Consider the following 20,705-nt stretch of genomic DNA (forward strand, 5'->3'; position numbering starts at 1 on the left):
GTGTGAACCCTCGGTGCGGCCGTAGAGCTCGACGGCGGCGCGGAACAGGGCTCCTGGGCGCGGCTTCGCTGAGCGCGGTCACGAAATGGCCGTCGTCCGGGCCGTGTTCGGTCGGGCCCGAATCGAACTGGATGATCCAGGCCGCGGCCGGTTCGCGGATAACCCGTTGCGCTCGAGGAAGTCTCGCGCCTAGCGAGCGGCGTCGAAGAAGTCGGCCGGGTCGAGGGTGTGCAGGGCAGTCCAGCGCGATTCCTGGGCGGGAGTGTCGGATTCGGCGGTCGCGTCGAAGTAGCCCTGCAATTCCAGTGCGAGGCGCGGATTCTCGTCGATCCTGCGGGCGATCGTGTACAGCGTCGCGAACACGTGTACGCAGCGGGCGGTCCGCGCCGAGCAGGAACAGTCGGTGCTCATCAAGGTCGGGGCGGGGGAGTGGCCCGCGTCGAGCAGGGCGCGGTGCATCTCGTCGGTGAGGACGGTCGGGTCGGTGATCGTGTGACCGATCGCGGTCACCGCCGCTCGCGACAGCGGCGCCACTTCGACGTGCGCGATCGAGGCCTGACCGCCGCGATGCAGGTGCGCGCGCACCGTTCGACCCTCGATCTCGAGGCGGACACCGTCGTTGCGGGCGATGCTGCGGGCGCGGGGCAGCAGGGGTTCGGGACGGGTCTGGCGTAGCGGTTCGGCCAGGCGCACCCAGTCCATACCCCATGGGGTATAACCGAATTCGTTGTCGGGCATCAGTTCTCTCGCTTCCGGCGCAGGATGTCGACGAGGGCGTCGTCGTCGAGGCGGGCAAGTTCGGCGATGCCGGCGGCGTCGGACAGGTCCGTGAGCGCGGACTTGCGGGTGTGCATCGCCGCGATGTGTTCCTCGACCGTGGTGGCGCTGGTGAGGGTGGTGACGGTGACGGTGCGGGTCTGCCCGATCCGGTGCGCCCGGTCCGACGCCTGGGCCTCCACCGCCGGATTCCACCAGCGATCGAAATGGATCACGTCGGCCGCCCGGGTGAGGGTGAGACCGGTACCGGCGGCACGCAGGCTCAGGATCAGCACGGGCGGACCGTCCGGTGCCTGGAAGCGGGTGACGAGGTCGCCGCGCTGGCCGGCGTCGAGCCCGCCGTGGAAGAACGGCGCCTCGATCCCGAATTGTTCGGCGAGGTGGCGCACCAGCAGGTCGCCGGTCTTGCGGTACTGGGTGAAGATCAGCGTGGGGTCACCGGTGTCGAGATTGGTGGCCACGATGTCGGTGCACAGGTCGAGTTTGCCTGAGCGCCCGGCGATTTCGTCCAGGTCACCGGACACCAGACCGGGGTGGTTGCACACCTGTTTGAGGTGGGTCAGCGCGGCCAGCACGCGTCCCTGGCGTTGCAGGCCGGTGCCGAATCCCTCGTCGAGAGCTTCGGCGAGCACCGCGTCGTACACCCGTTCCTGCTCGGCGGTGAGATCGCACAGCAGATCGCTGTGGATCTTCGCGGGCAGCGACGCCGCCACCTGAAGCTTCTTGCGTCCCAACACCACCGGCTCGACCGCATCGCGCAGCCGCGCCGCCGCCGTGGCCGACCCCTCCTCGATCGGCCGCACGAACCGGCGCCGGAACTGCGTGCGATGCGCGAACAGTCGCGGCACGGTGAGATTGAGCAGCGCGAACAGCTCGTCGAGGTGGTTCTCCACCGGCGTGCCGGTCAACGCGACCTTCGCGTCGGCGCTCAACGTCCGCGCCGCCTTCGACACCTGCGTGCGCGGATTCTTCAACGCCTGCGCCTCGTCGAACACCACCGTCGCCCATTGCTGTCCGGTCAGTGCCGCCCCGTGCAGCCGCAGCGTCGGATACCCGGTCACGACAACCGCCCCGGCCCCGGCGTTCACCGCGCCACCACGCCACGACACCGCCTTCAACCCCGGCGCGAACCGACCGATCTCGTGCACCCAGTTGCCGACCAGCGAGGTCGGACACACCACCAGCTGCGGCCCGTCGGCACGCCCCTGCAGGAACCCGATCGTCTGCACCGTCTTCCCGAGACCCATCTCATCGGCCAGCACCGCCCCGCCATAGGCCGCGACCGTCTCGCGCAACCACCCCACCCCGCGCACCTGATAGGGCCGCAGCGTGGCATCGAGAACCCCCGCGAGCTCCCCGTCGAGCGCCTGCGTCTCGCGCAACACCCGCGCAGCCCGCTCGGCCGACACAATCGCGGTCCCGACCGCATCGGGAACGGCATGCGCGGCGATCGGCAGCGTGTCGGGAACGGCATGCGCGGCGACCGGCCGTGGGGAGCCCACCGCATCGGCAACGGCATCGGGCAGTGTGGCGCCCACCGCGTCGGTCGACGCGGCATGTGTGCCTGCCGGACCCCCGACTACCCCGCCTGACGAGGTCGGCGAGGTGCGCGAAGCGTCCTCGGCCTGCCGACGGGCAGCGCTGGTGTCGGTCGGGGCAAGCAAGGCACGCCAAGCCAGAGCCGACGGCGCGAGTTCGCCGACGACGCCCGCGAGTTCGGTGGCTGTCACCACCGCGGTCGCGACCTCGACAGGTTCGATCGCCCCCCGCTCGCCGATCGGCAGCGCGAGGGTGAGCTGTTCCGGATCGCCGATTCCCGTCGGCGCGGGCCCGGCTTGGTGTCCGGTCCAGGTCCACAGCGCGAACAGGTGACGGTCGGGGAGATAGGTGGCCTGAAGTGCGGGCAGAACATTCTCCTGGTGATCGAGGGGAAAGAACAATCGAACAACGTACACTGTACTGAGTTTGTTCCCGCAACGCTCGAACCATTTTCGAAAGAGGACCGCTGGTGCCCGACGAGGACGCGAAATCCGCCGCACAGGCCGCCCGGATCCTCGAATTGCTGTGGCGCCACCACTTGCCGTCCACGCCGGGCGCGCGCGGCCCGAAGCCCGGTCTCACCGTCGACGACGTGGTGGCGGCCGGTATCACCCTGGCCGACCGCGACGGCATCGCCAAGCTGACGATCCGCGCGGTCGCCGCCGAACTCGGCCTGCGGGCGATGAGCCTCTACACCTACGTCCCCAGCAAGGACGCCCTGATCGTGCTCATGGTCGACGCCGTCGCCGCCGCCGACGCTCCGATCCCGGCCGACCTGCCGGTACGCGACCGCATGATCGCCATCGCGGGCGGGCTCAGGGCCGAACTGATCGCGCACCCCTGGCTCCTCGAGGTCTCGCCGTGGCGTCAGGTCCTCGGGCCGGGCAGGACGCGCCGCTTCGAACGTCAGCTGGCCGCGATCGACGGCATCGGCCTGAGCGATCTGGCGATGGACCGCGCGATCGCGGTCCTCACCGATTTCGCCACCGGGAACGCTCGCCTCGCCGTCGCGGCCGCGGGTGCCGCCGCGCAACTGAGCGACGCGCAGTGGTGGGAGATCACCGGCCCGCTGCTGGCCCGGGTGATGCCCGCCGGCGAATTCCCCCTGGCAGGCCGCATCGGCACGGCCGCCGGTGAGCACTACCAGGCTCCCGCCGACCCGGACGGCGCGTTCGACTACGGCGTCGCACTTCTCGTCGAGGGGATTCTCGCGGACGTGTGAGGGCTGGGTACGGCGACGCCGCGGGAGGCGCGCGCACCCGCGTCAGCGCCGATGACCAGGGTAGATGCTGAAGACAGCAACAGCGGGCGCCCTGTTCGGGTCGCCCGCTGTCGGTGGTTTTCTGTTGTCAGATGTGGTTGTTTCGGACGCGAGGAGTGGTCAGATCGCGGGCGCTGCGTCGGTGTCTATCACGGCTTCGAGCTCGCGCAAACGGTCCATGTGTTCATTCGCGTGGTGCTGGCAGAAGAGCAACTCGCCACCCGCGGGAAGAACTGCACGCACTCGGGCAGCCGCCCCGCAACGATCGCAACGATCAACTGCGGTCAGTGGGGTGCTGGTCAGGGTTCCTGGCATGACTCCTCCGTCCCGGCTCCCGGCGCTGCGTGGCCGTTCGCCTAGGTGTGGGCCCCGTGGTCACTCCACGAGGCTCGCATCCGCTACTTCCCAGCAGTGGTACGACTACTCTGTCAGACGTTCGGGGTTCAGGCTTTGTTCCCGGAAGTGAATCTTTGTGTTTTCGATAACAGACCTGCGGTTTCGCTGAAAGCGAACACCTGCCGGATCCGGATCTCGAGCACCCACCGATCACCCGCGAAGCGCTGATGCCACCTCCCACTCGATCCTGCTACTCACCGATATGTCGCTCGCTGCGGTGTTGCTCGTTACGCACGGGGCGTAACCACCGAACCGGGCCGAACATGATCGAGTTGTGACAGGGTCTGACCGTCCGAACCTGTTGTCTACCCGGAGATTACCCGTGACATCCGACACTCACACGCTGGTTCACCTGTGTTCTTCCCAAGAATGGGAACAAGCTCGTAACGACGGCGAACGCAGGCCACCGTCGCTGGCCGAGGCGGGCTTCGTGCACCTGTCCACCCCGGAGCAGGTCCATTTGCCCGCCAACCGGCTCTTCGCCGGGCGCACCGACCTGGTCGTGCTGTGGCTGGACCCGGCGGCGTTCACCGGTGAGGTGAAGTGGGAGCCGGGCGTGCCGACCGACCCGTCGTCGATGCTGTTCCCGCACCTGTACGCCCCGCTGCCGGTGGCCGCGGTGCTGGCCGCGCAGCCGTACCTGCCCGATGCCGACGGCGTGTTCACCACACCGCGCCGAGAGGGAGTGGCGTAGACCACAATCGAGACCGAGCGCGTCTACTGTTGAGTGGGTGAACGTCGACGTCACAGCGCTACCGGGCATCGGAGTGCGTAAGGATTTCGAAGTCAGGTCGGGGCGCCGCGTCGGCGTGGTGGCCCACCGCGACGGCGATATCGACCTGATCGTGTCCAAATCCGACGACCCGGACGCCATCGCCGCCCAGGTGCCGCTGTCCACCGACGAGGCGTCGGTGCTGGCGAACCTGCTCGGCGCGCCGCAACTGGTCGCCAAACTCAACGACGACCATCGCGATCTGCCCGGCATCACCACCCGCCAGCTCGCGATCGTCGACGAATCGCCCTACGCGGGACGCACCCTCGGCGAGACCGGCATGCGCACCCGCACCAAGACCTCGATCGTCGCGGTGATGCGCGCCGGTCAGCTGCACCCCTCACCCGGCCCGGATTTCACCTTCACCGAGGGTGATCTGCTCGTGGTCGTCGGCACCCCGGACGGCTTGGAAGCGGCCGCGAAGATTCTCGGTCACGGCTGACGGCGCCGTGACCTCGCAGGCCCTGGCTCTGCTCGAGCTCGGCGTGATCTTGTTCGCGCTGGGGATCTGCGGACGGGTCGCGGGCCGGTTCGGGATGTCCCCGATTCCGCTGTACCTGCTGGGTGGGCTCGCGTTCGGGCAGGGCGGTTTCATCGAACTCCACGCCGCCACCGAGTTCGGGCACATGGCGAGCGAGATCGGCGTCGTGCTGCTGCTGTTGCTGCTCGGGCTCGAGTACACCGCTCCCGAGCTGATGACCGGGCTGCGGCGCTCCTGGGGGGCCGGCGTGCTCGACCTGGTGGCCAACGCGCTGCCCGGGGTGGCGGTGGCGCTGATCCTGGGCTGGGGTGTGCTGGGCGCCGTGGTGCTCGGCGGAGTCACCTACATCTCGTCGTCGGGCATCGTGGCCAAGGTGCTCGACGATCTGGGCCGCCTCGGTAACCGCGAGACCCCGGTGGTGCTGTCGATCCTGGTGTTCGAAGACCTCGCGATGGCGGTGTACCTGCCGATTCTTACCATGATGCTGGCGGGATTGAGCCTGCTCAGCGGCATGATCTCCCTTGCGATCGCGCTGGCGACCATCACGGTCGTGCTCGTCGTCGCGCTGCGCTTCGGGCGGGTCGTCTCGGCGGTCCTCGACAGCGCCGATCGCGAAGTGTTCCTGCTCCAATTGCTCGGTGCCGCACTGCTCGTGGCGGGGGCGGCCTCGGCGCTCAATGTCTCGGCGGCGGTCGGCGCGTTCCTGCTCGGCATCGCCATCTCCGGTTCCACCGCCCACGAAGCCGCGAAACTCCTGGAACCGCTGCGTGATCTGTTCGCCGCGATCTTCTTCGTCGCCTTCGGCCTGTCGATCGACCCGGCCGCGATCCCACCGGTGTTCGCCTGGGCGGTCGGGCTGGCCGTGGTCACCACCGCCACCAAGATCGCGGTCGGCTGGTGGGCGGCGAGCAAGCAGGGCATCCGGCGAATGGGTCGCGCGCGAGCGGGGGCCGCACTGGTGGCGCGCGGCGAATTCTCCATCGTCATCGCCGGATTGGCGGTCGCCTACGGCAAGGCCGACGCGAAACTGGCCGCGCTCGCCTCGGCCTATGTGCTGCTGATGGCGATCCTCGGACCGATCGCGGCGCGCGTGGTCGAACCGGTCGTCGAATTCGTCAGACGCCGTGCGGGACTCGCGTCGAGCTGATCAGTCCACGACCCGGCGCGGCCAGGCGCCCGCGCCGTCGTAGCGCAATTCCTCGGTGCGGTAATCGTGCTGAGCCTGCGGTGCGACCGACGCCGCGACCGGCTGCGCTACCGGTGGTGCGGGCTTGGCCGGTCGCGGCCGCGGACGGTGCCGCGAGGTCAGCCACATCCTCGGCAGCGCTTCCTCGTTCTCGATCTCAGTGAGGCTCACGCTGATCAACACGAGCATCGTGACGATGCTGCTCACCCCGATCAGCGGCGCCAGCAGTTCCATCGCCTCGGCACCGCTGGTCGGCGTGCCGTGCTGTCCGGCGTGCGCGTGCATCGACGCCATGCCGGTGTAATGCATGCCGCACACCGCCACGCCCATGATCAGCGCCGCACCGACGGTGGCGAGAAAACCCTTGACCCGCAACGTGAACCACAGCGCCACGATCGAGGCCACCACCGCGATCACCATCGACAGCGCCACGAGCCCCGCGTCGTATTCCACTGTCGCACTGGACTTCATCGCGTACATGCCGGTGTAGTGCATGGTCCCGACACCGAGTCCGGCGATGGTGCCCGCGGCGAGCAACGAACGCAGTGTCGGCTGCGGTTTGTTCACCATGAACAGCCCGATCCCGACCACCACCATCGCGGTGATCGCACTGAACAATGTCAACGGGATGTCGTAGCGAATATCGGCGCCGCGAATGGTGAACCCGAGCATGGCGATGAAATGCATGACCCAGATACCGGTTCCGCCGATGGCGACCGCGGCGCCGATGAGCCAGCCCGCACGTCCCTCGGTGGCATTACGACCGCGGGCCGCGCACTGCAGCCCCAGCAGACACCCCGTCACCGACATGAAGTAGGCGAGAACGGGAGTGATCCAGCCGTAGCTGAAGTGATAGATGTCGAGCACGCGCGAAGACCCTCAATGCAAATACCGCGAGACCGGAGGCGGTAGAACGAAAAGCTGGATGTGACAATACGGTGAAGACTGCCAATCTGTGTCCACCACTGTGCAATCCATCGGTGTGGGGTTGATCACGAAACGATTACCGCGACGAAAAGAAACGAGGCCCGCACCACCGAATGGGTGACACGGGCCTCGCTGGGGAAAAACCGACGGTGGAGAAACCGCTAGTCGAGGTAGTCGCGCAGAACCTGCGAACGGCTCGGGTGACGCAACTTGCTCATCGTCTTCGATTCGATCTGGCGAATGCGCTCACGCGTCACGCCGTAGACCTGACCGATCTCGTCGAGGGTGCGCGGCTGGCCGTCGGTGAGGCCGAAGCGCAACCGCACCACGCCCGCCTCACGCTCGGACAGCGTTTCCAGCACCGACTGCAGCTGATCCTGCAGCAGGGTGAAGCTCACCGCGTCGACCGCGACGACCGCCTCGGAATCCTCGATGAAGTCACCGAGCTGGCTGTCGCCCTCGTCGCCGATGGTCTGGTCCAGCGAAATGGGTTCACGCGCGTACTGCTGGATTTCCAGCACCTTCTCCGGCGTGATGTCCATTTCCTTGGCGAGCTCCTCCGGCGTGGGCTCACGGCCCAGGTCCTGGAGCAGTTCACGCTGTATCCGGCCGAGCTTGTTGATCACTTCGACCATGTGCACCGGGATACGGATGGTGCGGGCCTGGTCGGCCATGGCGCGGGTGATGGCCTGACGGATCCACCACGTCGCGTAGGTCGAGAACTTGTAACCCTTGGTGTAGTCGAACTTCTCGACCGCGCGGATCAGACCCAGGTTGCCTTCCTGGATGAGATCCAGGAACGCCATGCCACGGCCGGTGTAGCGCTTGGCCAACGAGACGACCAGTCGCAGGTTGGCCTCGAGCAGGTGGTTCTTGGCCCGGTTGCCGTCGCGCACGATCCAGTTGAAATCGCGGCGCGTGGTGACCGAGAGCTTCTCGCCCGCCTCGGCGAACTCGCGCATCTTCTCCGCGGCGAACAGACCGGCCTCGATCCGCTTGGCGAGTTCGACCTCCTCTTCCGCGTTGAGCAGCGCGACCTTGCCGATCTGCTTGAGGTAGGCGCGCACCGAGTCGGCGGAGGCGGTGAGTTCGGCGTCCTTGCGTGCTTGACGCAGCGCTTCGGACTCCTCCTCGTCCCAGACGAAATCGCCGGAGGCCTTGTCCTTCTCGGACGGCTCCGCGGTCTCGGCGACCTCGGCGGTCTCCTCGGCGACGTCTTCGACGACGACGACTTCCTCGACGAGTTCGTCTTCGGCGACTTCGAGATCACCGAGATCGTCGACCTCGACCGACTCGTCGTCGAGCTGCTCCTCACCGCCTTCGCCCGAGGTCGCCTTCTTCGCGGCGGTCTTCTTGGCCGGAGCCTTCTTGGCGGCAGCCTTCTTCGCCGGCGCCTTCTTGGCTACGGCCTTCTTCGCCGGGGCCTTTTTGGCGGCGGCCTTTTTGGCCGGCGCTTTCTTGGCCGGGGTTACGGCGTCGTCGGCATCGGCGTCGGAGGCCGAGTCGGCGGTCTGACGGGTATTCGTGGCTACCACGTACGCCCTTTCGTGACGGTCTCGTGCGGCGTCACGCCAGAGTGATTTTCCGGCGGAGCGGTCGGTCGGGTTGCACCGGCGATGCGTCGGCCGGGGGAAGTCGGCGCTCGTTCACCGACCTTCTCGCGACCGGCCGCGGCCGGAAGGTTTCACCGGCTCACCGCCGGACGTGTTCCATTGTAACGATCCAACCAGGGTACTCATGGCACGATGCCACCCAGGCGTTGCGTCACCCGCTGTGCGGGGCTACGGCGCGATGCCCGCATCGATGGCCATCGCCGCGCCGACGATACCCGCGGTGTTCTTCAACACAGCCGGAATCACCGGAGTTCGGTTGGTGAGCAAGGGAATCCACTGTTCGTGATCGCGGCTGATGCCGCCGCCCGCCACGATCACCTTCGGCCAGAACAGATCCTCGATGTGACGCAACACGCGACTCACCCGCTGCGCCCACTCGGGGTAGCTGAGGTTCTCGTTGTCCTTGACCGAGGCCGCGGCCAGATCCTCTGCGTCGACGCCCTCGATCTTGAGATGGCCGAGTTCGGAGTTGGGAACGAGCACGCCGTTGTAGAGCAGCGCCGAGCCGATGCCGGTGCCGAAGGTGAGCAGCAGCGTCAGCCCGTGCAGGTCGCGGGCGGTGCCGTAGGAGTCCTCGGCAAGGCCCGCGGCGTCGGCGTCGTTGAGCACGGTGACGGTCCGCCCGCCCAGCGCCGCGGTGAACAGCGCGCGGGCGTCGGTGCCGATCCAGGCCTGGTCGATGTTGGCCGCGGTTCTGGTGTGGCCGTCGAGCACCACGCACGGCACGGTGAGGCCGACCGGGCCCTCCCAGCCTGCCTGTGCCACCAGTTCGGCCGCCGCCGCGGCGACGGCGGCGGGTGTGGACGGCTGCGGCGTCGCGATCTTGATGCGGTCATGCGTTAGCAGACCGGTGGCCAGATCGACCACGGCGCCCTTCACGCCACTGCCGCCGATATCGATTCCGAATGCGTGCCCCCGAGCGGACATGGTTCAACCCCTTGCTGACGCGGTCGATGTGCCTCACAGAGAGTAGCGGTAGTCACCCCTCGAGCGAGGCGCCACGACATGTGATGCGATGGGTGGGTGCCCGAATACACCGAGCCCGAGAACGCAACCGCCCCCGCCACATCCGCCGAATACGACCAGTTGCGGCGCCTGGCCGTCGAGCTGGCCGAAGCGGCCGCCGCGCATGTGCGCGCCCGCAGACCCGAGGTGTTCGCCGACGGCGGACCCGTCGAAGGCGCCGTGGCCACCAAGGGTCACGTCACCGATCCGGTCACCATCGTCGACACCGAATCCGAGCAGCTGATCCGCGGGTTGCTCGCCGAGCGCAGGCCCGCCGACGCGATTCTCGGTGAGGAAGGCGGCGGCGATGTCGGCGCCACCACCCCCGGCACCGTCACCTGGGTCGTGGACCCGATCGACGGCACCGTGAACTTTCTCTACGGGCTGCCCGGGTACGCCGTTTCGGTCGGCGCGGTGATCGACGGCAAGCCCGTCGCGGGCGCGGTGGTCGACGTGGCCGCCGCCACCACCTACAGCGCCGCACTGGGTGCTGGATCGCACGCTGTGCGCCCCGACGGCACCCGGGTGACTCTGCGCTGCAGTACGGAGGATTCGCTGTCGGTGGCCCTGGTAGCCACCGGCTTCGCCTACGGCAGCGCGCGCCGGGCCCGTCAGGCCCGGCTGCTCACCGAGATCCTCCCGCGGATCCGCGACATCCGCCGCCTCGGCGCCGCCGCCATGGACCTGTGTCACGTCGCCTCGGGCAGGCTCGACGCCTACTACGAACACGGCCTCAACGCCTGGGACTGGGCCGCGGGCGCGCTCATCGCCGCCGAAGCGGGCGCGGTCGTGCACGTCCCGCCGGTCACCGTCGGCGGTGCCGCGGGCGAGCTGACCGTCGTCGCGGCCCCTGGCATCGCCGAGGACCTCAACGAACTGCTCGATCGTGTCGGCGCGCCGACGGCCCTACCGGACTAACACTTCACTTCGCGCGCGGCGTCGAGCAGATCGGGGTCGATCGAGGACGAGCTGGCGCCGGGGGCCAGGTTCTTCAGCGATCGGAGCACGGCCTCGGCATCGGCGCCGGGGCGCAGCGATTCACCGAACGCCTGCCCGAGGACCAGGTCGACGGTGTCGTCGGTGCGCGGGTCCTCGATCAGCTCGGCGCAGGGCGCGACGAGCTGCACCGACGCGGCCGCCGGTCGGCCGTTCACGCCGAACCGGATCTGCCCGGTGCAGGTGAGGTCGCCGCTGACATAGACCGGATCGTTACCGACCTGAGTCCCCGGCGCGCCGGCAAAGCCGAGGTCGGCCAGTGCCGAGGCGATGTTGCCCGCCTGCCCGCTCTTGCCGTTGGCGTTGAACACCCGCACCTTCGACTCCGACAGGGCCGCCGGGTCCACCTCGGCCAGGCGCGTCGGACCCACCCGGGTGCCGAGCGCCGCGGGTTGCGGTGCGTTGGTTGCCGTCGGCGTGCTCGGCGCGTTGCACGCCATCGGTTCGTTGCTGTCGTCACGGGTGCGAAACGCCGTGATCCAGACGAACAGGCTCACCAGAGCCAGCACGAGGACGAGCGCGAGCCAGAGCTCGGGCCGCCGCCGCGGAAAGGGTTTGCCGTCGCGATCAGTCGCGCTGCCTTCGGTGATCAGTGAAACCACCCGCTCACTCTACGAGTCCCGCGGCGGCGCGCGAGTCCGGGAGGTCTCGGCGAGTTCCGCGACAGGTGACGATTCGTCGTCGGTTTGCGCCCCGCGCGGGTTTGATTGCGACTTATCGGCCTCGGTCCGCTATTGTCTGCCCGCCCAGATCGAATTTTTACCGGTGAAACGGTGGTCGGTCGCGGGAACAACAAGGGCATGTCCTGCGTTTACCGAACGCTGTCGGAGTTGATCGCCAGACGATCGAACCTGATAGACGACCGGTGCACGTGTGAGGTGCACCACCGGCGGGGCGGTACGAACGCCGGAACCCTGCGGGGTTACGGCAATCGACTGATCCGGGATATACGGAGTAAGGACTGAGGGGAAGACGACATGGCAACCGACTATGACGCACCGCGGCGCACCGAATCCGACGAGGTGTCGGAGGATTCGCTCGAGGAGCTGAAGGCCCGCCGCAACGAGGCGCAGTCCGCCGTCGTGGACATCGACGAATCCGATACAGCGGAATCGTTCGAGCTTCCCGGCGCGGACCTGTCCGACGAGGTACTCAGCGTTCGGGTGGTCCCGAAGCAGGCGGACGAGTTCACCTGCTCGAGCTGTTTCCTCGTGCATCACCGCAGCCGACTGGCCACCGAAAAGGGTGGACAGCTCATCTGCATGGACTGCGCATTGTGATGCGGGTGTGAGCGCACATCACAATGTGGACAGCTCATTGGAACTGCGCGCACTGAGGCAAGGAAAACTGATCCGCTAGGGATCAGTGAGGAAGGGTCAGCCCGCGCTCGGGAGTCCGAGCGCGGCCAAGACCCGGTCCGGCCTACGTGTACTGATCAACCAGTACGGCGTCGGGTCGTCCGGGTCGTCCAGAACCAGCAATGCCATCGGGCCGATCCACGCCCGGTGCTGCACATAGGCGGCGGGGTCGAGTTGTCGCCCCAGCGCCGCACTCTTGGCCGTCGGCGCGACGGCCGCGGCGCGCGCGACGAAGCTCACCGGCAGGTGGGCGCGGTCGACGCGTAGTTCCGCCGTGCCGTCATCGGCCACCGTCACATCCAGGCGATGCCTGCTCATCCACAACAGAATCCACACCGGGACCGGCGCCAGCAACACGTACGGCAGCCAGGCCCGCAGCCCCGGCGCGCCCATGTGGATCTCGGCCGCCAGCAGGCCCGCGATCGCGAAGCCGACCGGCCACCACCACAGCGGCACCCACAGCCGCTCGGAGTACGGCGACGGACTCGGCGCGCTCGGCGCGTGGTGGTCGGCGTCGGTGGTCACGGTCGTCGGTGAATGGGGCTGGTCGGGCACCCCTCAACACTAGGTCACCGCATCGCGACGGTGACGAGAAGGTCCGCCCCGCGAGCGCGTACTCGCGCGCTCGAGCGCGTAGTCTCGACCGATGTGAACGCACTTGCACCGATTCCGCTGCGGCGGCTCGATCCCGGCATCCCTGTGCCGACGCGTGCCCATCCGGGTGACGCGGGCGTCGACCTCTGTACCACCGAGGATGTGATCATCGAACCGGGCGAGCGGGTGCTGGTCGGCACCGGGATCGCGATCGCGTTGCCGATGGGCACGGTCGGTCTGATCCATCCCCGGTCCGGCCTGGCCGCGAAGGCCGGCCTGTCGGTGGTCAACACACCCGGCACGGTCGACGCGGGCTACCGCGGCGAGATCAAGGTGTGCCTGATCAACCACGACCCGCGCACCGCCATCGAGCTGCGCCGCGGCGACCGCATCGCCCAGCTGCTGGTCCAGCGGGTGGAGCTGGTCGATTTCGCCGAGGTCGACGATCTCGACGACACCGCCCGTGGCACCGGCGGATACGGGTCGAGCGGCGGGCATGCCAGCCTGGCCGGCAAGGAGGCGTGATGGGTCTGTTCGGTAGGAAGAAGCGCGCGCGCGAAGACGACTACGTCGAATACGACGAGGTCGAGTACGACGAAGCCGACTACGACCTGGACGCCGACTCCGACGAGTACGACACCGACGAGTTCCAGCGCCCCGACTTCGCCCGCCTCGACTTCGACGACGCCCCCACCGACGAGCGCATCTACGGCAACTTCGACCACGCCCCCGACGCCGCCGCGGGCCCCTACGACATCACCGAGGTCTCCGACGAGGCCATCGCGCGGCGCCTCGACCTCGGCTCGGTGTGCATTCCGGTGCCGCAGGGCGGGCAGCTGCAAGTGGAGATGAGCCCCGACGGCACCCCGCAGGCGGTGCACCTGGCCACCGAACACGGCAGGCTCACCGTCGCCGCCTACGCCGCACCGAAGTCGGCCGGTCAGTGGCGCACGGTCGCCGCGGACCTGGCCGAGTCGCTACGCGGTGACGGCGCGAGCGTGGCCGTGGAGAAGGGTCCGTGGGGTCGCGAGGTCAAGGCGATCACCGAGGGCGCCGACCTGCGCTTCATCGGTGTCGACGGCCCACGCTGGATGATCCGCCTCGTAGCCGCGGGCCCCAAGGGCGCCGTCGACGACCGCAGCCCGCTGATCACCGCGGCCCGCGCGGTCCTGGCCGACGCCGTGGTCCGCCGCGGCACGGAACCGCTCCCGGTCCGCGACCCGCTGCCGGTCGTCCTGCCCAAGGAGCTGGCCGAACAGCTCGCCGCGGCCCACCAGCAGCAGGTCGAGGCGCAACAAGCGGCCCTCGAGGCCCAGGCCGCCGCGGCTGCCGCCCCACCGCCGTCGGCTCTCCCACCGAAACTGCCCGACGAGCCACGTCGAGGCGCGGACGGGTCGGCGATGCAGCAGCTCGGACTCAACTGAATATCTTTGTCGCACAGCCGGTTTCGATGTAGTTCCGAAACCGGCTGTGTTGCGTCCGTACCGATTCGGCTGGTTGGAGCTCGGCGGTCGGGTGGGGCCGTGCGCGGGCAGGGATCAGTCGGGAGTGTGTCGACCCTGGTGCGCCGTCGCGACGAGCTCGGGCACGACAGCGTCGAGCGCGGCGAATCCGGTGTGTCCGAGGATCGCGGGGTTCGCTCCCAGCTCGGCCAACGTCACTCGGTGCAGCCGCGCTGACGGCAAGGTCGATGCCCACTGCTCGGCGACCGCGATCGGGTGGATCGGATCGTCACCGGCCCCGACCACCGCGACCGGTACGTCGTTGTCGGCCAACGCCTCCAGTGACGGCCAGGCGTACCCCGCGGCCTCGTCCAGCGCCGTGGGCAGATGCGGCCACTGCCCACGCCACGACTGTGTCAACGCGTCGGCCAGCCACGCCGGACTCGAGGCCCGCATCCGTGCGATCACCGCCTCCAGCCCGTCGGCGCGCAATTGCTCGGCGGTAACTGCGGCGCTCAACGCCGCTGGGCACGCGGCGGTTTCGGGACCTGTCCAGGCGGGTAATGCTGTGATGACACCAACAACCGCGGTACGGTGCTCGGCTGCCCAGTCGAGTGCGATCGCGGCGCCGAGGGAGATGCCCGCGGCCAGGACCGGACCGCGCGCCGCGGCCGCGTCCAAAGCCGCGGTACAGCTCCCGATCACGGCCTGCGGGTCCGGTTCGACCGCTTCGAACGAGAGTCCGCGCGCGAGGGCGGCAGGCCCGAACGCGCGGGCCGCGAAATCGGCGTCGGAACCGGTCCCCGGCAGGGCGACCACGGTGACCTGGGGTGGGGTGCGCAACACCGACGCAGCGTAGCGGCCGGGCGTTTGCCCATCTACAGTGGCGGTGTACGGCCAACTAGCGGGAGAAGCGTGCCATGTCGTCATCCACGGGCGGACACAAGTCGGGATCGGGCCCGGATTCAGGATATTTTCGACGACTCGGCCGCCGACTCACCGCCGATATCGACCAGCTCGACGCCGAGGAACTGGCCGAGACGGCCGATGCCTCCGGTGCCAGGCGGGCCAAGGATTGCTGTCGCGGTGAAGAGGCGACGATTCTGGGCAGGCTCCGCAGTGTCGAGGCGTGTCCGAAGGCGGCCGGTGCCACGGTGCAGGCCGAGTTCTTCGACGGCACCGATGCCATCACCCTGGTGTGGATCGGGCGCAGGCGCATTCCCGGTATCGAACCGGGCAGGCGCATCCTGGTGCGTGGGCGCGTGGGCGACCGCGACGGCCGCAAAGTGATCTTCAACCCCTACTACGAATTGCGCGGGAACAGCTGACGTATGCCCTCCAGCGACGAGTACCGCACTGCCGCGGACCCCGAAGCCACCGTGGCGTTGCCCGTGGTCACCGATGAGACGGTGGACCCGGAGGTCGATGCCGAGGTCGGCAAGGCCGAACAGACCTTGCTCGAACAACTCGGTGGTCTCAGCGGCCTGATCTATTCCACGCTCCCCGTTCTGGTGTTCGTCCCCGTGAACACCTTCGCGGGCCTCACCGTGGCCATCTGGGCCGCCCTCGGCGTCGCCGCCGCCATCCTCGTGTGGCGGCTCGTGCAGCGCAGCCCGATCCAGCCCGCGATCTCCGGTTTCCTCGGTGTCGGCCTGTGCGCGTTCATCGCCCAGCGGGTGGGGGAGGCCAAGGGCTTCTTCCTGTTCGGCATCTACACCAGCCTGGTGTACGCGGGCGTGTTCGCACTGTCGATCCTGCTGCGCCGACCGCTGGTCGGGGTGATCTGGGGCGCGCTCAACGGCCACGGTCACCGCTGGCGCACCGACAAGCGCATCCGCAAGCTCTACGACCTGGCCACCGTCGTGTGGGTGGTGGTGTTCGGCGCCCGCTACCTGGTGCAGTCGCAGCTCTACGACACCGACCACACCACCTGGCTGGCCGTGGCGCGCATCGGCATGGGCTGGCCGCTCACCGCGATCGCCCTGGTGGTCACTGTGTGGGCGGTGCGCAAGGCCGGGCACATGCCCGCCGAAAAGGGAGAAAAGGCCGGGGCCGGAACGGAATCCGTGCCCGCGTAAGGGTGGGGTAATGCCCCGCCGGAGGTGGGGAAGTACCCACCCTGGGGTATCTGGTTGCCGGACCCCGTTCGTCGCACGATCAATGCGTACCGAAAAACGCGATGATCGTGAAAGGAACGGCGACCATGATGGCAACCGAGCACCGAAACGAGCGACCGGCCGCCGCACCCCGACGCGACACCTCCAAGACGGCCGTGCTCTCGGAGAGCAAGCGCATCGGCCTCGAACTCGACAAGCTGATCGGCCCCGCGGCTCGCGGTGATCGCGACGCCGTCGCCGAGATCCTGCGTCTGGTCCACCCGCTGGTTCGCCGCTACTGCGCGGGCCGCATGGGCGCCACCGGCCATCTCACCGTCACCGCCGACGACGTCACCCAGGAAGTCCTGATCGCCACCGTCACCGCGATCCCGCGCTACCGCGATCAGGGCAAGTCGTTCCTGGCCTTCGTCTACGGCATCGCCGCCAACAAGGTCTCCGACGCCTTCCGTCGCGGCAAGCACACCGCCTACCCGACGGCCGAACTCCCCGATACCGCGAGCACCTCGGCGGGCCCGGAAGAATGGGTGCTGGCGTTCGAACGCCGCGCCGCCACCCACGAACTGATGAAGGTGCTCGCGCCGAACCACCGTGAGGTGCTGCACATGCGCATCGTGCTCGGGTGGAGCGCGGCCCAGACCGCCGAGGCCATCGGCACCAGCCCCGGAGTGGTCCGGGTGATGCAGCATCGCGCGCTCAACAAGCTGCGCGCGCAGCTCAACGCCGCCTAGAACCTACGGTTTCACACCGTGGGTGGCCAGGGTCAGCCGCAGATCCTCTTCGGCCTCCACCGAGGTGACGAACAGCAGTTCGTCCTCACCCTCGAACGGGTCGTCGGGCTGCGGCACGATCACCCGGCCACCGCGCAGGATCGTCACCAGCGCGGTGTCGCGCGGCATCGACAGCGTGCGCACCGGCTTACCGGCCAGCTGGGTGTCGGCGGGCAGGGTGATCTCGACCAGGTTGGCCTGCCCCTGCCGCAGCGTCATCAGCCGCACCAGATCACCCACCGACACGGCCTCCTCGACGAGCGAGGCGAGCAGCCGGGGTGTCGACACCGCCACGTCGACTCCCCACGACTCGTTGAACAGCCATTCGTTGCGCGGATCGTTGACCCGGGCCACCACCCGGCGCACCCCGAACTCGGTCTTGGCGAGCAGGGCGTGCACCAGATTCGCCTTGTCGTCACCGGTGGCCGCGATCACCACCTCGTAGGTCTCGAGATCGGCGTTCTCGAGCAGCGACAGCTCGCAGGCGTCGGCGTGTACCCAGACGGCGTCGGGGATGGCGGCCGGATCGATGTGATCGAGCTGGCGCTCCAGCAGCATCACCCGATGCCCGCCGCGCAGTAGTTCCCTGGCGATCGAGCGCCCGACCGCGCCCGCTCCGGCGATGGCGACCTTCATGTTCAGTCCTCGCTCAGTGGTGCCTTGGCGGCCAGCGCGATCGCCTCGCCGACGGTGCCGGACGTGGCAGCGACGTAGACGACATCGTCGGCCTGGACGATCGTCTTGGATTCGGGGAGCAGGCCCTGGCCGAAGCGCAGGACGAACGCCACCCGCACCTTCAGGTCGCGTTCCAGGTCGCGCACCGTGCGGCCGGACCAGTCCTCGTGCAGGGTCAGCTGGGTCACCGCGACCGCGCCGGTGGGGTCGCGCCACGTGGTGGTCGAGTTGTCGCCGATGAGGGTGCGCAGGAACCGGTCGGTGGTCCACGGGACCGTCGCGATGGTCGGGATGCCGAGCCGTTCGTACACTTCGGCGCGCTTGGCGTCGTAGATGCGAGCAACGACACGTTCGACGCCGAACATCTCCCTGGCCACCCTGGCGGAGATGATGTTGGAGTTGTCACCGGAGCTCACCGCGGCGAACGCGTCGGCGCGTTCGATGCCCGCGCGGGTCAGCACGTCACGGTCGAAACCGACGCCGATCACCTGCTGGCCGGTGAATCCCTCGCCCAGACGACGGAAAGCGGTGGGATCGCGGTCGATGACCGTGACCTCGTGACCCACCCGGGTCAGCGCACGCGCCAGCGACGAGCCGACACGCCCGCACCCCATGATCACTACGTACACCGTGCACCCTCGTTCCTGGCCTACCCGTGGCGTCCGGCAAGGACCGTACCCGCCGGATGCTTCCATCGCCCATTTTCCCCTCGGCGACGCGGCGCAAACAATCTTCGACCTCGCCGTGACGCCGACGAACGTGTGCGCGAAGGGACCGGTGAACTCCTCTATGCTCAGCCCGGTGTCCAAGTTGACGACGGCAGCCAAACGCATGCTGCTGGGCAGGCCGTTCCGTAGCGATTCGCTCGGCCACACGTTGTTGCCCAAGCGTATCGCTCTTCCGGTCTTCGCTTCCGATGCGATGTCGTCGGTCGCCTATGCCCCGGAGGAAATCTTCCTGGTGCTGTCGGCGGCGGGTATCTCGGCCTATGTGTACGCGCCGTGGGTCGGCGTCGCTGTCGCGTTGGTGATGGCGGTGGTGGTGGCCAGCTACCGGCAGAACGTGCACGCCTACCCCTCTGGTGGCGGCGATTACGAGGTCGCGACGAAGAACATCGGCCCCAACGCGGGTCTGACGGTCGGCAGCGCGCTGCTGGTCGACTACGTGCTCACCGTGGCGGTGTCGATCTCCTCGGCCGCCTCCAACATCGGTTCGGCGATCCCGTTCGTCGCCACCCACAAGGTGCTGTTCGCGGTGGTGGCGATCGCGCTCCTCACCGCGATCAACCTGCGTGGCATCCGCGAATCCGGCACTGCCTTCGCGATTCCCACCTACGCGTTCATCGTCGGCATGGTCGCGATGCTGAGCTGGGGGCTGTTCCGTACCTATGTACTCGGCCACGACATTCAGGCCGAATCCGCCGGTTTCGGGCTCAATGCCGAGGACGAGCATCTCTACGGACTGGCCTTCGCCTTCCTGATCGCGCGCGCCTTCTCTTCCGGCTGTGCGGCGCTGACCGGTGTCGAGGCCATCAGCAACGGTGTGCCGGCGTTCCGTAAACCCAAGTCGCGCAATGCCGCGACCACCCTGCTGCTGCTGGGCACCATCGCGATCGTGCTGCTGATGGGCATCATCATCCTGGCTCAGAAGATCAAGGTCGTCTACGCCCACGACCCGTCGCACCTGGTCGGCGCGCCTGCCGATTACCACCAGAAGACGCTGATCGCGCAGATTGCCGAAGCGGTGTTCCACGGCTTCCCGATCGGCTTCTTCTTCATCACCATCGTCACCGCGCTGATCCTGGTGCTGGCCGCCAACACCGCGTTCAACGGTTTCCCCGTGCTCGGCTCGATCCTGGCCCAGGACCGCTACCTGCCCCGCCAGCTGCACACTCGCGGCGACCGGCTCGCGTTCTCCAACGGCATCCTGTTCCTCTCGGGTGCGGCGATCGCGTTCGTGGTGGTCTTCGGCGCCGAGGTGACCAAGCTCATCCAGCTCTACATCGTCGGCGTGTTCGTCTCGTTCGTGCTGAGCCAGACCGGCATGCTGCGACACTGGACGCGCCTGCTGCGCACCGAGACCGACCCGGCCCAGCGCAGGCAGATGATGCGTTCGCGGGTGATCAACGCGATCGGTTTGACCGCCACGGGTGCGGTGCTGGTGATCGTGCTGGTCACCAAGTTCTTCGCCGGCGCCTGGATCGCGATCATCGTGATGGTGGCGATCTTCATCGTGATGAAGCTGATCCGCAAGCACTACGACTCGGTCTCGCGCGAACTCGACGAATCCGACTGGGACGGTGTGCTGCCCAGCCGCACCCACTCCCTGGTCCTTGTCTCCAAACTGCACCTGCCCACCCGGCGCGCACTGGCCTACGCCCGCGCGACGCGGCCGGACACCCTCGAGGCGGTGACGGTCAACGTCGACGACGCCGACACCCGAAAGCTGGTGCGCGAGTGGGAGAACAGCGAGATCAACGTGCCGCTGAAGGTGATCGAATCGCCCTACCGCGAGATCACCAAACCGGTACTCGAATACGTCAAGCGGGTGCGCAAGAACGCGCCGCGCGACGTGGTCACGGTGTTCATCCCCGAGTACGTGGTCGGGCACTGGTGGGAGCAGGTGCTGCACAACCAGTCCGCGCTGCGGTTGAAGGGCAGGCTGCTGTTCGAGCCGGGTGTGATGGTGACGAGCGTGCCGTGGCAGCTCAGTTCCTCCACCAGGGCCAAGCAGGCAGGCGAAGTGAACGCACCGGGTTCGGTGCGCCGAGGTTTCGAACGACCAGGACGTCGCGAATGA

At 68.2% G+C, this 20,705-nt stretch carries 22 protein-coding genes and 1 pseudogene; 12 read left to right on the plus strand and 11 right to left on the minus strand.

Going from position 1 to position 20,705, the window contains the following annotated elements; genetic code table 11:
- Window positions 1-189 precede the first annotated feature (189 nt).
- Window positions 190-738 (minus strand): hypothetical protein, encoded by a 549-nt coding sequence (locus tag ACFWUP_RS08135; protein WP_379232011.1) that lies wholly within the window; start codon window positions 736-738, stop codon window positions 190-192.
- Entirely contained in the window at window positions 738-2,645 is a 1,908-nt protein-coding gene (locus ACFWUP_RS08140; protein ID WP_379232328.1) for a DEAD/DEAH box helicase, read from the minus strand. Before ACFWUP_RS08140 ends, ACFWUP_RS08135 begins: the two co-directional genes overlap by 1 nt.
- A gap of 140 nt (window positions 2,646-2,785) precedes the next feature.
- On the opposite strand from ACFWUP_RS08140, the gene ACFWUP_RS08145 reads away from it, so the two are divergent.
- Entirely contained in the window at window positions 2,786-3,538 is a 753-nt protein-coding gene (locus ACFWUP_RS08145) for a TetR/AcrR family transcriptional regulator (protein WP_379232013.1), read from the plus strand.
- Window positions 3,539-3,697: 159 nt separating this feature from the next.
- Here ACFWUP_RS08145 and ACFWUP_RS08150 read toward each other — a convergent pair whose 3' ends face one another.
- On the minus strand, window positions 3,698-3,892 hold the full coding sequence (locus tag ACFWUP_RS08150; protein WP_266291007.1) for a hypothetical protein: 195 nt from the start codon (window positions 3,890-3,892) through the stop codon (window positions 3,698-3,700).
- Between the two features lie 403 nt (window positions 3,893-4,295).
- Here ACFWUP_RS08150 and ACFWUP_RS08155 point away from each other — a divergent pair, with 403 nt between their 5' ends.
- The 3 genes from ACFWUP_RS08155 to ACFWUP_RS08165 are packed head-to-tail and all read left to right on the plus strand — an operon-like array spanning window position 4,296 to window position 6,373.
- A complete protein-coding gene (locus tag ACFWUP_RS08155) occupies window positions 4,296-4,667 on the plus strand; it encodes a DUF952 domain-containing protein (protein ID WP_379232015.1) in 372 nt (123 codons plus the stop codon).
- 37 nt (window positions 4,668-4,704) lie between these two features.
- The gene (locus ACFWUP_RS08160; RefSeq protein ID WP_379232017.1) at window positions 4,705-5,187 is read left to right on the plus strand and encodes a cation:proton antiporter regulatory subunit; all 483 of its coding nucleotides are present in this window, start codon (window positions 4,705-4,707) and stop codon (window positions 5,185-5,187) included.
- A 7-nt stretch (window positions 5,188-5,194) separates the two neighbouring features.
- Complete coding sequence (locus ACFWUP_RS08165) at window positions 5,195-6,373, plus strand: cation:proton antiporter (protein ID WP_379232019.1); 1,179 nt, start codon at window positions 5,195-5,197, stop codon at window positions 6,371-6,373.
- Here the strand turns inward: ACFWUP_RS08165 and ACFWUP_RS08170 are convergent, their stop codons facing one another.
- The 3 genes and pseudogenes from ACFWUP_RS08170 to ppgK form a co-directional block, all read right to left on the minus strand.
- Window positions 6,374-7,279 carry an MHYT domain-containing protein gene (locus ACFWUP_RS08170; RefSeq protein ID WP_379232021.1) on the minus strand — a complete coding sequence of 302 codons (906 nt, stop codon included), beginning with the start codon at window positions 7,277-7,279 and terminating at the stop codon, window positions 6,374-6,376.
- 221 nt (window positions 7,280-7,500) lie between these two features.
- A pseudogene (locus ACFWUP_RS08175) lies at window positions 7,501-8,892 on the minus strand (RNA polymerase sigma factor); the annotation flags it as partial.
- A 228-nt stretch (window positions 8,893-9,120) separates the two neighbouring features.
- Window positions 9,121-9,879, minus strand: coding sequence for a polyphosphate--glucose phosphotransferase (gene ppgK / locus ACFWUP_RS08180; RefSeq protein WP_379232023.1), 759 nt, complete (start codon window positions 9,877-9,879; stop codon window positions 9,121-9,123).
- Window positions 9,880-9,975: 96 nt separating this feature from the next.
- Between ppgK and ACFWUP_RS08185 the strand changes: the two genes are divergently transcribed.
- Window positions 9,976-10,875: an inositol monophosphatase family protein gene (locus tag ACFWUP_RS08185; RefSeq protein ID WP_379232025.1), complete on the plus strand. Its 900-nt coding sequence runs from the start codon at window positions 9,976-9,978 to the stop codon at window positions 10,873-10,875.
- On the opposite strand, the gene cei is transcribed toward ACFWUP_RS08185, so the two are convergent.
- Window positions 10,872-11,555 (minus strand): envelope integrity protein Cei, encoded by a 684-nt coding sequence (gene cei, locus ACFWUP_RS08190; RefSeq protein ID WP_379232027.1) that lies wholly within the window; start codon window positions 11,553-11,555, stop codon window positions 10,872-10,874. The genes ACFWUP_RS08185 and cei overlap by 4 nt on opposite strands.
- Window positions 11,556-11,930: 375 nt before the next feature.
- Between cei and ACFWUP_RS08195 the strand changes: the two genes are divergently transcribed.
- Window positions 11,931-12,233, plus strand: a complete 303-nt coding sequence (locus tag ACFWUP_RS08195; protein ID WP_056811237.1) for a DUF4193 domain-containing protein — start codon at window positions 11,931-11,933, stop codon at window positions 12,231-12,233.
- A 96-nt stretch (window positions 12,234-12,329) separates the two neighbouring features.
- Here the strand turns inward: ACFWUP_RS08195 and ACFWUP_RS08200 are convergent, their stop codons facing one another.
- Complete coding sequence (locus ACFWUP_RS08200) at window positions 12,330-12,836, minus strand: DUF3093 domain-containing protein (protein ID WP_379232329.1); 507 nt, start codon at window positions 12,834-12,836, stop codon at window positions 12,330-12,332.
- A gap of 123 nt (window positions 12,837-12,959) precedes the next feature.
- Between ACFWUP_RS08200 and dut the strand changes: the two genes are divergently transcribed.
- A complete protein-coding gene (gene dut / locus ACFWUP_RS08205) occupies window positions 12,960-13,430 on the plus strand; it encodes a dUTP diphosphatase (protein WP_266290988.1) in 471 nt (156 codons plus the stop codon).
- A gap of 5 nt (window positions 13,431-13,435) precedes the next feature.
- Window positions 13,436-14,329 carry a DUF3710 domain-containing protein gene (locus ACFWUP_RS08210; RefSeq protein ID WP_379232331.1) on the plus strand — a complete coding sequence of 298 codons (894 nt, stop codon included), beginning with the start codon at window positions 13,436-13,438 and terminating at the stop codon, window positions 14,327-14,329.
- A gap of 114 nt (window positions 14,330-14,443) precedes the next feature.
- Here ACFWUP_RS08210 and ACFWUP_RS08215 read toward each other — a convergent pair whose 3' ends face one another.
- Window positions 14,444-15,193, minus strand: coding sequence for an alpha/beta fold hydrolase (locus tag ACFWUP_RS08215; protein ID WP_379232029.1), 750 nt, complete (start codon window positions 15,191-15,193; stop codon window positions 14,444-14,446).
- A 74-nt stretch (window positions 15,194-15,267) separates the two neighbouring features.
- On the opposite strand from ACFWUP_RS08215, the gene ACFWUP_RS08220 reads away from it, so the two are divergent.
- The 3 genes from ACFWUP_RS08220 to ACFWUP_RS08230 all read left to right on the plus strand — a co-directional run bounded on the left by ACFWUP_RS08220 (window position 15,268) and on the right by ACFWUP_RS08230 (window position 17,192).
- Entirely contained in the window at window positions 15,268-15,675 is a 408-nt protein-coding gene (locus tag ACFWUP_RS08220) for an OB-fold nucleic acid binding domain-containing protein (protein WP_067458744.1), read from the plus strand.
- Between the two features lie 3 nt (window positions 15,676-15,678).
- Window positions 15,679-16,425, plus strand: coding sequence for a DUF3159 domain-containing protein (locus ACFWUP_RS08225; protein WP_379232031.1), 747 nt, complete (start codon window positions 15,679-15,681; stop codon window positions 16,423-16,425).
- 125 nt (window positions 16,426-16,550) lie between these two features.
- On the plus strand, window positions 16,551-17,192 hold the full coding sequence (locus ACFWUP_RS08230) for a sigma-70 family RNA polymerase sigma factor (protein WP_379232033.1): 642 nt from the start codon (window positions 16,551-16,553) through the stop codon (window positions 17,190-17,192).
- A gap of 3 nt (window positions 17,193-17,195) precedes the next feature.
- Here ACFWUP_RS08230 and ACFWUP_RS08235 read toward each other — a convergent pair whose 3' ends face one another.
- Both ACFWUP_RS08235 and ACFWUP_RS08240 read right to left on the minus strand, forming a co-directional pair.
- Window positions 17,196-17,867: a potassium channel family protein gene (locus ACFWUP_RS08235; RefSeq protein WP_379232035.1), complete on the minus strand. Its 672-nt coding sequence runs from the start codon at window positions 17,865-17,867 to the stop codon at window positions 17,196-17,198.
- A 2-nt stretch (window positions 17,868-17,869) separates the two neighbouring features.
- Complete coding sequence (locus ACFWUP_RS08240; RefSeq protein WP_379232037.1) at window positions 17,870-18,535, minus strand: potassium channel family protein; 666 nt, start codon at window positions 18,533-18,535, stop codon at window positions 17,870-17,872.
- Window positions 18,536-18,707: 172 nt separating this feature from the next.
- On the opposite strand from ACFWUP_RS08240, the gene ACFWUP_RS08245 reads away from it, so the two are divergent.
- Entirely contained in the window at window positions 18,708-20,705 is a 1,998-nt protein-coding gene (locus ACFWUP_RS08245; protein WP_379232039.1) for an APC family permease, read from the plus strand.

Origin of the sequence: Nocardia sp. NPDC058658, assembly GCF_042716665.1 — a bacterium.
Classification (GTDB): Bacteria; Actinomycetota; Actinomycetes; order Mycobacteriales; family Mycobacteriaceae; genus Nocardia.